12 protein-coding genes are annotated in these 14,575 nt (G+C 40.1%); 4 read left to right on the top strand and 8 right to left on the bottom strand.

Going from position 1 to position 14,575, the window contains the following annotated elements; all coding sequences use genetic code 11:
* Positions 1 to 18: 18 nt before the first annotated feature.
* The 5 genes from CGB83_RS20585 to CGB83_RS05730 all read right to left on the bottom strand — a co-directional run bounded on the left by CGB83_RS20585 (position 19) and on the right by CGB83_RS05730 (position 3,352).
* A complete protein-coding gene (locus CGB83_RS20585) occupies positions 19 to 231 on the bottom strand; it encodes a beta-galactosidase small subunit-related protein (RefSeq protein WP_100077510.1) in 213 nt (70 codons plus the stop codon).
* Positions 215 to 439 (bottom strand): hypothetical protein, encoded by a 225-nt coding sequence (locus CGB83_RS05715; RefSeq protein ID WP_100074941.1) that lies wholly within the window; start codon positions 437 to 439, stop codon positions 215 to 217. Before CGB83_RS05715 ends, CGB83_RS20585 begins: the two co-directional genes overlap by 17 nt.
* Before the next feature lie 322 nt (positions 440 to 761).
* Positions 762 to 1,757, bottom strand: coding sequence for an alpha/beta hydrolase (locus tag CGB83_RS05720; RefSeq protein ID WP_100074942.1), 996 nt, complete (start codon positions 1,755 to 1,757; stop codon positions 762 to 764).
* A 393-nt stretch (positions 1,758 to 2,150) separates the two neighbouring features.
* Positions 2,151 to 2,591, bottom strand: coding sequence for a hypothetical protein (locus CGB83_RS05725; protein WP_157761353.1), 441 nt, complete (start codon positions 2,589 to 2,591; stop codon positions 2,151 to 2,153).
* A 233-nt stretch (positions 2,592 to 2,824) separates the two neighbouring features.
* Positions 2,825 to 3,352: a hypothetical protein gene (locus CGB83_RS05730; RefSeq protein WP_157761354.1), complete on the bottom strand. Its 528-nt coding sequence runs from the start codon at positions 3,350 to 3,352 to the stop codon at positions 2,825 to 2,827.
* A 602-nt stretch (positions 3,353 to 3,954) separates the two neighbouring features.
* Here CGB83_RS05730 and CGB83_RS05735 point away from each other — a divergent pair.
* Positions 3,955 to 4,212, top strand: a complete 258-nt coding sequence (locus tag CGB83_RS05735) for a helix-turn-helix domain-containing protein (RefSeq protein ID WP_100074945.1) — start codon at positions 3,955 to 3,957, stop codon at positions 4,210 to 4,212.
* Positions 4,213 to 4,777: 565 nt separating this feature from the next.
* On the opposite strand, the gene CGB83_RS05745 is transcribed toward CGB83_RS05735, so the two are convergent.
* A complete protein-coding gene (locus CGB83_RS05745; RefSeq protein WP_100074947.1) occupies positions 4,778 to 5,704 on the bottom strand; it encodes a hypothetical protein in 927 nt (308 codons plus the stop codon).
* A gap of 320 nt (positions 5,705 to 6,024) precedes the next feature.
* Between CGB83_RS05745 and CGB83_RS05750 the strand changes: the two genes are divergently transcribed.
* The 3 genes from CGB83_RS05750 to CGB83_RS05760 are packed head-to-tail and all read left to right on the top strand — an operon-like array spanning position 6,025 to position 9,777.
* On the top strand, positions 6,025 to 7,512 hold the full coding sequence (locus tag CGB83_RS05750) for a UvrD-helicase domain-containing protein (RefSeq protein ID WP_100074948.1): 1,488 nt from the start codon (positions 6,025 to 6,027) through the stop codon (positions 7,510 to 7,512).
* A gap of 10 nt (positions 7,513 to 7,522) precedes the next feature.
* A complete protein-coding gene (locus CGB83_RS05755) occupies positions 7,523 to 8,203 on the top strand; it encodes a DarT ssDNA thymidine ADP-ribosyltransferase family protein (protein WP_100074949.1) in 681 nt (226 codons plus the stop codon).
* Positions 8,203 to 9,777, top strand: a complete 1,575-nt coding sequence (locus CGB83_RS05760) for an ADP-ribosylglycohydrolase family protein (RefSeq protein ID WP_100074950.1) — start codon at positions 8,203 to 8,205, stop codon at positions 9,775 to 9,777. The genes CGB83_RS05755 and CGB83_RS05760 overlap by 1 nt, the downstream gene beginning before the upstream one ends.
* 159 nt (positions 9,778 to 9,936) lie before the next feature.
* Here CGB83_RS05760 and CGB83_RS05765 read toward each other — a convergent pair whose 3' ends face one another.
* Positions 9,937 to 11,412 carry a TolC family protein gene (locus CGB83_RS05765; RefSeq protein ID WP_100074951.1) on the bottom strand — a complete coding sequence of 492 codons (1,476 nt, stop codon included), beginning with the start codon at positions 11,410 to 11,412 and terminating at the stop codon, positions 9,937 to 9,939.
* A complete protein-coding gene (locus CGB83_RS05770) occupies positions 11,405 to 14,566 on the bottom strand; it encodes an efflux RND transporter permease subunit (protein ID WP_100074952.1) in 3,162 nt (1,053 codons plus the stop codon). The genes CGB83_RS05765 and CGB83_RS05770 overlap by 8 nt, the downstream gene beginning before the upstream one ends.
* Positions 14,567 to 14,575 lie beyond the last annotated feature (9 nt).

Raw genomic sequence — 14,575 nt, forward strand, 5'->3', positions numbered from 1 at the left:
GGTGATTTGTTGAAGATATTATTTGAGCTTAAATATATAGGAAAATTCATAATGTGAGTCATTGAGGAGGTATTGAGGATGGGGAAGCGATTTCCAGCTGTCGCCCCCTCCTACGCCGCGCTGTTTAAGGTCTATATTCAGATAGATATTTTTGCTTGGCGGAAGGTCTGTGGGATGCTGCTGTTTCTTGGTGGCGTTGTAATATTGGTTTTCTTTAGTGCCGCTGTAAATGCACGCAAAGACGCTCCATTGCGGTCCCGGTAATTTTTATACGAATCTCTTTCGCAATAACTATGGTGATGAAGTTCCCGACAGGCATCATCCAGTGATCAGAAATGTGGCATCCCAGTAAAAAAAGCACAAAGCCGGTATGCGGTTTTTCTTTTCCTTTCCCTGTATAAGAAGGATTTTCCCAATCGTTGGATTGGGAAAATGCCATTGAAAAAACTATATAAAAACCAAATAATAGTATCCGTGTCAGATGGACCATGAATGTGGGGTATTTCTTTTTTATATTGATGATGATGTGTTATGATACAGAGTAAAAGTGTCTTTGACTTGTAGTCAATCCATCCTCTTCTGCCTACAGAATACATATAGCTGATCCCCTTCTTACACAGCACAGCAGGACCTGATGATTGTGTTTTTATTGAATGTCCCGCTGCATCTGCATCAGGGTAAACCGGATTAATCAAGGTCCGGCTCCGATCAGCTTATAGGTATCCGGTTATATGTATGGTACGGAACTTTGCAGGTCCGTATTACTTCAGGAATTGTTTAACCATCCGGAAGATGACATCGGCACTTCCGGGCAGGGGCATGCCGTGGGCATAGCCTGCATAGACATGGAGCTCGGTAAAGTTGCCGGCTTTCATGAGGCGGTCTGCATAAGCGATGCCGCTGTCGCGCAATGGGTCGGTTCCGGCAACAAAGATCACGGTCGGCGGCAGATTGGACACATCGCTGATGTTGCCCGGCAGGACGTATTTTGCTTTTGAATTGCCGTTTTTGCCGATGTACATGCGTTCCATAATGGGGAAATCATCACTTTTCAGTCCGGGAACCCTTTTCAGCTCAATGGCAGACGGATAATCGGTGCGGAAGTCGCCCGGCAGGATTTCCAGGATTTCCAGGCCGATCTTCGGACCTTTTTTATCCCTGGCGAACTGGGCGAGGCTTCCGGATAGTCCGGCCCCGGCGCTGGAGCCGCCTACGGCGATCAGCGCCGGGTTGCCGCCGATGCTTTTCGCATGTTCAGATGCCCACAATAAAGTGGCATAGGCATCGTGAAGGCCTGCCGGAAAAGGATTTTCCGGGGCCAGGCGGTAATCGACGTTGATCACCACCATGTGTCCTTTTACGGCATAATCGGCACAGCGCTGGTGGTCCCATTTTGGGGTCCCGAAAATAAATCCGCCGCCGTGGAACCACAGGAATACCGGAAGGTTCTGCGCATTTTTAGGTTTATAGATCGTTACCGGAATATCTGGATCTTTGGGATCCATTCCGGGGATTTTAGATTGGGTGACTTCCACACTGTCCTTATTTGTAAGCTCGGGCCAGGGTTTCTCGGCGTGCTCCTTCCGCTGCTTTTTAATCTCGTCCAGTGTGATTTCCATAATCGGCGTATACACGGCCATGGCGAACTGCGGCAGCAGCCGCTTTCCGGTTTCTTTAATCGTCAGGGGTTTATATTCCTGGGAGAACAGGAGTCCGGAAACCAATACAAACATGAGTTTCAGTATGGGATTTTTCATAATGCTAAGGTGTTGTTCAGGAAATCAAATTTAACCTTATCCTGTTTTCCTGAGGATACGAAAAAGATATTTGATGATACGAAAGGGGAATTAACGGGTTGGTTTCTTTTGCTATTTCTCTTTTTAAACGCAAAGTTTTTATTCTCCAAATGCATATTTCAAGAGAGCAAAGAGAGGAATCAATACATTGATTCTATGAAGCATGCTTCTTAAACGGCTTCGCCGCCATAGCTTGGCCTTCTTAAATAAAGCAGGATAATAGATGATCTTTGCGTCAGAGAATCATCCTTGTTGGCCATTGGTGAAATGGCTCGTTAGAAAATTTGTTTCATTTCTTTACCCAATAAAAAAACCGCCTGCATGACTACAGACGGCTTTATAGGGTATTTTAATTTAGTTACAGTCCTGGGCACTGTTCAGCTCTTCGGTGCCGATATCGAAAACAAGGCTGTTTTCAGAATTGTTCAGCATGGAAGGGTTGTAATTATCATAATTCTCATAGCTCAGCAGACCCTGGTTGTTGGTGTAGGTGAGGCATTTATTAACATCATCGAATTTCACCAGGACTTTGGCTACCACTGCATTGTTACTGGCAAAAGGCTTGACGATCCCGGTTTTTGGACCATCATCCGATAAGTTTTCCACCTTGCTTTGTTGAGGATTAATTACAATGGCACGGATAACCATACCAGAGGGATCGTAAAAAATAAGCGCTATCCGGGAAGACGTTGAGTTGGTATAGGTATATTGTGTCTTTATAATGTAGTCTACATCGGAACGGCATGAACTTACCGTGAACAGAGACAGGATCAGAAGCATTAAAAACTTATTCATTGACAGGATTTGCTTCAAATATACAATAATAACTTCTTTATCCGGTGAAATACCTAATAAAAAAATAGTCATTTCCTGCTTGCCTTTTCACAAATCTCACTTTATCTATATATACCTCCTCCTATTCCCCTCCACCTGAAATTCTCTCACTCTCCACCCTCAAACTCTCCAATCTCCACTCTCCACTCTCAAACTCTCTACTCTCAAACCCTAAAACCCACCCACCCCACAACTCACCTCCTCCTAATCTCCCGCTCCACCAGCACCTGCGCTGCATCCAGCATTTTTGCCAGGTGGATAAAAGGGGTGATGAGGTTATTTCCGGGCAGCGTATGGCAGGCGACGAGGGAGAAATAGACGGCTTCGCTGAGGAAATCGTCGAACTCATCGAGGGTGTAGGCGGTGAAGGCATTTTTGAAGGTGAGGAAAGGATGGTGGTATTCTTCGTCGGAGAGGTTGCCTTGCAGGAGTTCGGAGGGGTGATCTGAGGGATCATCAAGGAGCCATTGCTTGGTTTTGAACTGCATGAGGTAACTGCCGCGGACAAAAGACCGTACGTAATGGCAGAACTCCAGGATTTCCCCGGGATCGCGTTGGATCCTTACGCGGCGTTTCATGGCGTACTGCATGATTTCGAACAGCAGGTTTTTGGCTTCGGGCAGATCATAAAGCTGGAAAAATGCAGTAATGAGCCTGAGCCCGGAATGTTTGATGCGGCGGGTATGCCCTCCGGATAAGAAATCTGGGGTATTTTTTTTCATAGCAAATGTTTTTTGTCGGGCAGCTGCCGGTGGGCGCAGAGGCTCCCGGAACCGTTCCCTGGATTGTCCTGTTCTGGTGTGCTGACAGGCGGTAAACCGCCTTGCTGTGTTTTTAAAATGCTTTCCAGGTGCCCTTTGGCAGGGAAAAGAACCGGGTAACCAAAAAAGGATCAAAGTATTGGCCGCCGGGCACCGGAAAGCAGGAAGCATACACGGCTGCAAACGCCGGTACACTACAAAAAAACACATTTAACACTCTACATGATACGTATGTTTTGGGCTGGCTTAGAAAAATGTGGAGAACACGAAGAAATAAAACGGCGTGAAACTCTACATATCCGCCCTTAGGTACTGGTATACCATGCATACAGATAAGAGAGCTCACGCCTAGGTCGTGAGCTTCATTACTTATCCTCTCGTATGCAAAAAATTACCAGTTTTAGGGCGAGATTCTAAGCAATAGCTTCTATTGTTCGTTGAAGTATCGCAAAGTTACTTTTGGGTAACTTATAATGCAAATATAATAAAAAATTACAATACTGGCATATATGCCCATAATATTTATTTTTTATAAATGCAATTTGTCATAAAGCACACTACTAATGGATTTTGATAAAGACTTGCGAATCTTAATTGGAAAACGTATTTCTGAAATTAGAGTAAAAAACAATCAAACTCAACATGATCTGGAGTTTTTGACAGGAATTGATTCAGCTGATATAAGCAAATATGAAAAAGGAAAAAGGAATTTAACCTTAAAGACGATGATAAGATTTTCTATAGCTCTACAAGTTCATCCTAAAGAGCTTTTCGAATTTGAGCTAGATATTACTAAGTATGAAATTGAAGATGAGATATAATATTATACTATTTTTAAATACCTAAATTATTTAACTTTATAGCAATCACTTTTATTTCATATTACGTTGGACACATTCAAAGGCCTAATGTAAGTAGTATACATTAAAATATCCTTAATCTTACTATTTGTTCATTTCATCATAAATGTCATTATTAAGTTTTTGTAATGAGACAAAATTGTAAATGTAATAGACAATACAAAACATCATAATAAGAAAAAAGAAAAATGGAAGATCTATTGTTATTTTTATTGAAAAAATCTTAATAGAAATCTCTGACAATTTAAATTCTCGGATATATTTATCAGCAATAAAAACTATGGTAGTTAAAGCAAAATATTTAATATAATTATCTCGAAGGTTATTCAAGTTATTTCTGAAATACTGTATAATACTCTTTTTTTTGATGCCTTGTAAATTAAATGTAACAATTAATCCTAGACCAATTGAAAACATTATACCAGATACTGTGAAAATTGTATTCATAAAAAAGTCGTCAAGCTTTATTCTAATAAAAGCTGAGATTAAAAAGAAAAAAAATATTACAGCAATATCTCTGATATATTTACTCATCACTGATCTCGTTTATAAAGTTCTCCATTTGTTGATAAAGTTGCTCCTCTGATATTTTACCGCTTTCTACAGTTTCAACTATTACAGTTTTAATTTTATGCAGATCTTTACCACTAATTGGCTGTCCATTCTTAGGATAAATAGTTACATTTTCTACATCGGATATAGGCTTCAAATACGCCCCCATAACTCTTTGATAATCAGCCGAATTAAACTTCTTAGACTTTTTAAATTTAATTAATAATTCTGCTGAAATCATGTCTTCAGCAAGAGCGTCATGAAGCGAACTGATATCATTAAATAACGACTCTATTACATCTAATGGAATTTTTTTTATTCTACTAAATATGTTATTTTCTTCGTAGTCTTCGTTAGTATACGGATTAATAGATGTATCATTTACTCTTATTTTTTTGATATCCTGCATTCTTAAATTTGGTTGCACTACAACAATTGGAGTAATTTCATATAGTGTCTGGCCTCTAAAGTTTCTTAATAACCAATTTATGTATGTTTGAAATCTTGTAATTGTAGTTGTTAAAGGTAAATTTGTAACCAAATATTTATTATTAAAAGAAAAATAGTAATGATTCTTATAAATTATATCTGAATTTAATTGTAACTTATCTAACTCTTTTATTACTATCTTTTCACTATTAAATAAACTATCTGGGATATTCAATACATCTTTGCTAGGAGCAATTCTTAACATTGAACCACTAACCAAAACTTCTCTTAAATTATAATCTGAAATCAAATCCTCTTCTTGATTCTCATCGTCTGGATTTAATCTTAAACGTCTGTCTTTAGCTAGACTATGTTCAAGTGATTTTATACAAATTTCAATAATATTTGTATTTGCTTGATTTAAAGTTTTGCTTTCAATTCTGAATGCTCTCAGTTTAATCGATTTACTCATGAAAGGTTTAGTTATTAGTTTCTACAAATGTATCAATTTTTTCAAAATAGATAGCTAATGCTTTATGTAGTAAATATAAATTTATAAAGCGACAAAACTCGTCGTATTAAAAAGTCTATTTAAAAGTTAATTAAAGTTTAAAAAAACTATTAGAAGATTTAATCTGCATTTTAGAAATTTTGCATCTAATTCTAGTACCGGTATGCAAAAATTATTTAGCTTTTGTAAAACCAATAAAAAAAATTATACCGAATGCATATTTAATTTATAATTATATAAAAAAATCTTATCTTAGATTATAAACTTAACCAAGAAAACTCATGTCTCTAAAACCAATTATTCTTACAGGAGAACAAAAAAAAGTTTTGTTCTTACAAGCTACTGAACCTATACAAATTAAAGGTGTGGCAGGCAGTGGAAAAACTACAATTGCGCTATATAGGGCTAAACATTTGCTTGATACTCAATCAAATTTATTTCAAGAAGCCAAAGTTGTAATTTTCACATACAATAGAACTCTTGTTAAATACATTGAAGCTATAATACCTTACATTTCTGGTGGTTATCACCAAAATAGTGATGAGATTATACCTAAAAACCCAGATGGAATAAATGTTTCTGTTACAAATTTTCATAAATGGGCATATCATTTTCTTAAAGAGAATAATTTCCCTCTGTTTAAACAAAATAATCAATCGAGAGTAATAAACGAACGGCAAAAAGCGGATTATATTACACACATAAAACTTAAATATTTCACTAAAAGTATTACAATTAAATCTACAGACTTTTTTATCGAAGAAATTACTTGGATAAAAGGAAAAGCTTTTAAAAATAAAGATGAATATATAGAATCAAGAAGAACAGGTAGGGGAATAAGTAACAGAGTAACAAAAGCTGATAAGGAAACTATTTGGAATATCTATAAAGACTATAAAAAAAAATTAGACGAAAATGACCAAATGGATTTTGAAGACTTTGCATTAGAATGTCTGAATATTATTGATTCTAATCCTAATTTCAATAGACCATTCACACATATAATAGTTGACGAAGCTCAAGATTTAAGTAAAGTACAAATTTTAGTAATTTCTAAGTTAGTCTCAGAGAAAACTCGAAGTATTTCAATTATTGCAGACGCTGCTCAAAGAATTTATAAAAGTGGTTTTACATGGGCAGAAGTAGGTTTAAATGTAAGAGGTGGACGTACTATAGAATTTAAAATTAATTACAGAAATACTATACAAATTGTTGATGCTGCAATTTCATTATTATCAAACGAAACTGAAACCGCAGAATTTACTGAGGTCAAACGTGCTATAAAAAATGGCAAAAAACCAGTTGTTGGCTATTTTTCTAATTGGGAAGAACAAACAGATTACATTGTTGAACAACTCACCATTCTTAAACAGAATAATAATCTAAATTCAACCGTTATTCTTCATAGGAATAGAAACAATTTAAAATTTGTTCAAAGCTTTTTAAAAGCAAATAACTTCGAAACTCAAATGCTTCAAGATGCTTACAACATTAATTTAGAAAGTGATAGTATAAAAATATGTACACTTTTCTCAGTAAAGGGACTTGAATTTGATAATGTTTTTATTATAGATTTAAATGATGATATAATACCTTATCCTCTAGGCTTCATAGATAAAGATGATGAATTTCATATATCAACCGAAAGAAGATTATTGTATACAGCAATGACAAGAGCCAAGGAACGATTATTTTTATTATCTAGTGGAAATCCTTCTCGATATCTTTTTGAAATTAATCAAGATTTACTTGAAATAGTTAATAATTAAAATTTGACTTATGAAACTAAAAGTTGATTATCTTGAGTTCCAAAAAGAAATAGAACAGAAAGGAATTGATTACTTAATACATTTTACACCTACAATCAATCTATTAAGTATTTATGAACAAGAAGGCTTGCTATCGAGATCTTTACTTGAACAATTTAATATTGACAATACAGATATTTTTGATTACGTGAATTTTACAGACGATATAAGATTTGATGATAAGCGTTATATTAATTTATCCATTCAACATCCAAACTCATTTCTTTTTAATCGTTTTCAAGAAAAAACATTAAAAGACACACACATTTATTGGTGCGTTCTTAAAATTGATAAGAAATATATATATAATGATGAAACACTATTTTCAGTAACAAATGCTGCAAATAGTTATAATAAACACTCAGTTGGAATATCAGGAGATATAAACAAATTTAGACTTTTATTTCAACCATCTCTAAAAATTGTCACCTCATATCAAACTAGGATTATTAATAGAAATGGCCTTGACAGCAAATACCCTACTGATGAGCAAGCAGAGGTTTTAGTAAAAAATAAAATACGTCTTACAGACATTTTAGAAGTGTGTTTCGAAAATGAAAATTATCTAGCAAGTGGAAAAGCAGCATTAAATGGATATAATACGGATAATTTTGTTGTTGATTCCTCATTATTTAATAAAGAAAGATTATAATGAATCCAGAAACAAAATATAAAGGAAGTCTTAAATTATCGGCCATAGGAGATGCTTTAGGCTGGATTACAGAATTTGAAAAAAATCAGCAATCTTTGAAAGATAAATTTGGCACTGAAAAAATTGAAAACTTCCAACCTTGGACAAAGACTGTTGGAGGAAGATTCTATGGTTACACAGATAATATTAGAGCCGGATCTTATTCAGATGACACACAATTGCTTCTCGCTGTTGCAAGAAGTATTAAAAATGATGGTAGTTTAGACCATGAGTATTTTGCTAAAAACGAACTTGTTAGTTGGTTAGAATATGAAAGGGGTGGAGGCAGAACAGTAAAAACAGCAGCTAATAAAATCCAAAGAAAATCAGCAAATTGGTTTAATAATTTTTATAGTTTAAAGATCAACAATGAAACTTATAACTATAAGCAAAGTGGTGCTAATGGTGCTGCAATGAGAGTATTACCAATCGCTTTAGCTAATTTGGGAGATAAAGAAAAAATTAGAGAGGAAATTTTTTGTAATAGTATTATAACTCATGGGCACCCAAGAGCGATTATTGGTGCTATGCTTTATGGATATGCTATTAATCAAATTATAATTTTCAAAACAGCAGATTTTACATGGGAAAAATATATTATACAACTAGGCTCTAACTTTAAAGAAAAATTTGACCTGTCACTAATTAAAAGAAAAGAAATTACGGAATGGATTAAACAATGGAATATAACAGAAAATAAATTGTTTGAATCTATTTATTTTGAAACTTTATTAGAGACTCAAAATTATTTAAGATTTATATTTCAGAGTTTGAAGCAAAACTTAAGTGTTCGTGAAACATTACAAAAATTGGGATGTTTTGCTCCCGCAACAAAAGGGTCTGGAATATCTACTGTAATTGCAGGGATATATTTGGCAAGTAAATTTCATGAATCCCCATTATCGGCAATAATTGAAGCCGTCAATGCATTAGGCTCTGACACAGATAGTATAGCCGCTTTTACAGGGGGATTAATCGGAGCTTTACACGGACATAGTATTATTCCTCAAAAATGGAGAACTGTTCAGGATTTAGAGTATTTAGAAGATGTAGCCAAACGGCTATTAGCTATTTCTGAAAACAGAAATATTGTTGAGCCAACAATCTCAATTAATGCTGATCTTAAACTATTAAACAAAATTCAAGAGGATAATTTTAAAGTTGATGAAAATGTATTATTCACTCCTTTAGGTGAAGGAAAAATTGTAAAAATTGATAGACAAAATACACAGACAAAGGGGAAATATAATTTATTAATTGAAGTTCAACTAAAAATTGGTCAAAGTATCTTAGTTTCTAAATCATTTGATCACACATATAATTATTTAAACACTAATGAGAAAAATAGCAAAGAAAAAATACTACAACTAGCTAAGAAAAATATTAAAAAGACATCATTTAAAATTTTAAGTCATTATTTAAACAATCATAAAAATATTCCAGAAGAGCATTTAGAAATTTTAATATTGATTTTAGAAGATAAACGCCAACTTAATAAAATATCCAGTTTAGATTCAAAAATTGAACTTCACTAAATTTTTAATTATTTAAAATTAAGTAATTTTTAAAACTTCAATAGTTTATACATTAGGTATTCAAAATTATAATTTGTTTCAAAACTCTGTAATATCTTTATAAAAACAGAGCCCACCATCCGGTGAGCCCTGCAAGAAAAAAATTAGCGATAGAGTTTATTATTTTTTAATGATATTGGGAGGCGTAAGGGGATTCTGGTCCCAGCCGCCGCCCAATGCCCGGTAGATGGCTACGCTGGCTTTCAGCTGGTTGATCCTTTTTTCCACCAGTTCAAACTTAGATTCCAGGGCATCGCGCTGGGTGAGCAGCACCTCCATATAATCGGCCCGGGCGTACTTGAACAGGTCGTTGGAAATGTCTATGGACTGGGTTAAGGCATCCACTTCCTGCGCTTTGATGTCGTAGCTGCTTTTCATATTATGAATTTTCGCCAGCTGATTGGCCACTTCGATGTAGGCGGCCAGGACGGTCTGCTCATAATGGTAGACGGCCTGCACCTGCTTCGCATTGGCGTTGTAGTAGGCGGCTTTGATGGCGGCGCGGTTGATCAGCGGTGCGGTCAGCTCGCCGGCCAGCGAGAACAGGAACGATTCCGGCTTGATGAGATAGGCAGGATTGAATGCCTGCAGCCCGATCCCGGCCCCGATGTCCAGCGAAGGATAGAACCTCGCCTTCGCCGACTTGATGTCCAGCCTGGTTGCGGCGAGTTCGTATTCCGCTTCCTTGATGTCCGGGCGGTTTTCCAGCAGCTCGGAAGGAATCCCGGCATAGACCACCGGCGGAACCACAGCATCGAAATTATCATGGCTGCGTTCTACCGGCTGCGGGAACCTTCCCACCAGGTAATTGATGCGGTTTTCGGTCTCCACAATTTTTTGCTGGATGTCGTACTGCATGCCCTGGGTTTTCAGCACGAGGGCCTGGAATCTTTTCACGGCCAGCTCATTGGAACGGGCGTTCTTTTTCAGTTCCTTGATGATGTTCAGCGCATCGTTCTGGATCTTGATGTTCTCATTCAGGATCACCTTCTCGTTATCCAGCGCCAGCAGCTCGTAATAGGAATCGGCAATTTCGGAAATGAGGTTGGTAACCATGAAGTTCCGGCCTTCGATGCTGGCCAGGTAACGCTGCACCTGCGCACGGGTGGCGTTGTGGAGCTTGCCCCAGATATCGGTTTCCCATTTCGCCTGCACACCGGCCCCGAAATCGAAGAGCGGATCCGGCATTTCTTTTCCGGGCTCGATCTCGGTATTGGCTTCCATAGCGCCGATATTGGTGTAGCGGCTGACCTTGTCTACGCCTACTCCGGCTTTCAGGCCAACGGATGGGAGGTACTCCCCTTTCCGGGCTTTGATTTCATTTTTTGAAATTTCGATTTCCTGAAGCATGATGTTCAGCTCCTGGTTGTTTTTCAGGGCCTCGGTGATGAGGGCCTGAAGGTTGGGGTCGCTGAAATATTCATTCCATTTCAGCTTCCCGGAATTGGTGGTGTTATTTTCGGCACCGGCATATTTTTCCGGCACAGTCCTGTTTTCCGCCCGCTGCTGGATGTCGACGGGCTTACACGCCGCAAGGCCGAGCAGCAGTACGGACCAGCCTGCGTATTGGTATATTTTTTTTCTGTTCTTATTCATAATGGATCATGTCTTCGCTTAATGGTGATTCGTCTTCGTCTTTGATCATCTTCCTGCCGTCTGATAATTTGGCAAAAATGTAGTAGAGCCCCGGGATCACAATGACCCCGAACAGCGTCCCGATGAGCATTCCGCCCAATGCGGAAGCCCCGATGGTATGGTTCCCGATCGCTCCGGCCCCACTGGCAAATACCAAGGGTACCAATCCGGCAATAAACGCAAAGGAGGTCATAAGGATCGGCCTGAAACGGGCTTTTGAACCTTCAATCGCCGCTTCCAAGATGGAATCTCCCGCCTGTCTCCGCTTCACGGCAAATTCCACGATCAGCACTGCGTTTTTCCCGAGGAGCCCGATGATCATGATGAGCCCTACCTGAGCGTAGATGTCATTTTCCAGTCCCATCGCTTTCAGCAATAAGAAGGAACCGAATACCCCCACCGGAAGGGACAGCAATACGGCAAACGGAATGATAAAGCTTTCATACTGCGCCGCAAGCACGAGATATACGAATACGAGCACCACCAGGAATACATAAATGGCTTCATTACCGCGCTGCGCTTCGTCATAAGACAATCCTTCCCAGGCTACTTTATAGCCGTGAGGCAGGCTTTTCGCCGCAGTTTCGTTGATCGCCTGGATGGCATCTGCCGTCGTATAGCCCGGCGCCGGAAGCCCGCGGATCGCTGCCGAATTGTACATATTGTAGCGCGTGATCTCATTAGGTCCCTGCGTTTTCTTCATCGTCATGAATGCGGAATACGGAACCATTTCATTGTGGTCGTTCTTCACATACAGGTTCATGATATCGGTAGGAAGCCTCCTGAATTCCGGCGACGACTGCACGTACACTTTGAAGAACTGCCCGAACCGGATGAAACCCTGTTCATAGGTACTTCCGATCAGGATGTTGAGGTTGTCCATCGCTTTACCAATGGAAACGCCTTTCTGCATCGCGGCATTATTATCGAAAACCAATTCGTACTGAGGGTAATTCGCTGCGAAAAACGTGAAGACGCCGCTCAGTTCCTTACGTTTTTTAAGCTGGGCGATGAAATCTTTATTCACCTTATCGAAATCCTGGTAATTAGTTGTTCTGTTCAGGTCCAGCAAACGTACGGAGAACCCTCCCGAAGATCCGAATCCCGGAACTGCCGGCGGCTCAAAGAACTCAATGGTCGCTCCGAGGTTTTTGGATTTTTCTTCCAGCTCTTCCATGATTTCCTTCACGTCATGCTTACGGTCGCCCCAGCTTTTCAGGTTGATCAGGCAGGTTCCGGCATTGGAACCGCGGCCTTCGGTCATGATCTCATATCCCGCCAGTGAAGAAACGGATTCCACACCATCCACGCCCTGACAGATCTTCTGCAATGCCCTGGAAACCTTATTGGTCTGCTCCAAAGTAGATCCCGGCGGCGTCTGGATGATGGCGTAAATGGTTCCCTGGTCTTCATTCGGGATGAATCCTCCCGGAAGGGTTTTATTCACGATGAAAATCCCTACGCAGAAGGCAGCCAGGATTCCCCAGGTCACCACCTTGCGGCTGACAATCTTTCTTAAAAAGGCAGCGTATTTCCCGGTAATTTTATCGAACCCGCGGTTGAAGGAATCCAGCGATCTGGTGAACAGGTTGGATTTTTTAGGCTTCCCGTGGTTGTTTTTCAACAGCATGGCTGCCAGAACCGGCGTCAAAGTAAGCGCCACCACCGCAGAGATCACGATGGAACTGGCCATGGTGATGGAAAACTGACGGTAAAATGTTCCCACCGGTCCGGTCATGAAGGAGATCGGGATGAACACCGCCACCATCACCGCCGTAATGGCAATGATCGCTCCGGCAATTTCGCCCATGACTTCTTTTACCGCCTTGTATGGAGATATGTTGCTCTCTTCCATTTTCGCATGCACGGCTTCAATCACCACAATAGCATTATCCACCACAATCCCGATCGCGAGCACCAACGCAAAAAGCGTCACGAGGTTGATGGACAACCCGAACAGCTGGATCACAAAGAAGGTCCCGATCAGGGAAACCGGCACGGCGATAATCGGGATCAGCGTTGAACGCCAGTCGCCCAGGAAGATGAAGACCACGATCGCTACGAGGATGAAGGCATCCCTCAGCGTGTGCATCACCTGCTCCACCGAAGCATCCAGGAACTGCGAAACGTCATAACTGATTTTATAATCCACTCCCGGAGGGAAGTTGGCTTTCATTTCCTCCAGCTTGGCTTTCACATCTTTGATCACATCATTGGCATTGCTTCCGTAGTTCTGCTTCAATACGATGGAAGCGGAAGGATGACCGTCGAGGTTGGAATAAATATCAAAGAACTCACTGCCCAGCTCTACTTTTGCCACATCTTTCAGCTTGATATTCTCTCCTTCGGAATTGGAGCGGACGATGATGTTCTCATATTCTTCCGGCGTGTTGTACTGGCCTTTGTAGGTCAGGACATATTCCAGCGACTGTGCCGCAATCCCGGAACTCTGCCCGATCCTTCCCGGACGCCCGATGATGCTCTGCTCCCCGATGGCTTTCATCACTTCATCCACGGAAAGGTCATAGGCACGCATCCTGTCCGGATTAAGCCAGATCCTCATCGCATATCTTCGGCTCCCCAGGATCTGGGATTTGGCAATCCCGTGGATCCGGTTGATTTCCGGGATGATGTTAACGGTAGCGTAGTTGTACAGGAATTTTTCATCCATGTCTTTGCCGGTGCTGTACAGGTTGACGTACATCAGCATACTCGGCTGGATCGGGTTCACCACTACCCCTTCTTTCTGCACGAGTTCCGGCAGGAGCGGCATCACCTGGTCCACCCTGGTTTTTACGAGTACGACCGCCTCATTGGGATTGGTGCCCGGATCAAAGACCACGTTTACGGTAGCTTCCCCGGCACTGGTTGCATCCGTAGTGATGTACCGCATCCCCTGAACCCCGTTGATGGCATTTTCTATGGTAATCAGTGATGATTTCACGAGTACATCTGCACTGGCTCCCGGATAGGCAATGGAAACCGCTACCGTAGTAGGCGCAATTTTAGGAAACTGCTCGGTAGGCAGCTGCTTGATCGCCAGTCCCCCGATAAATAAGATTACGACCGATATCACAATGGCGAAAACCGGCCTGTGTATTACTTTCTTAAACATAATGCTGCT

The organism is Chryseobacterium camelliae, from assembly GCF_002770595.1.
GTDB classification, from domain to species: domain Bacteria; phylum Bacteroidota; class Bacteroidia; order Flavobacteriales; family Weeksellaceae; genus Chryseobacterium; species Chryseobacterium camelliae.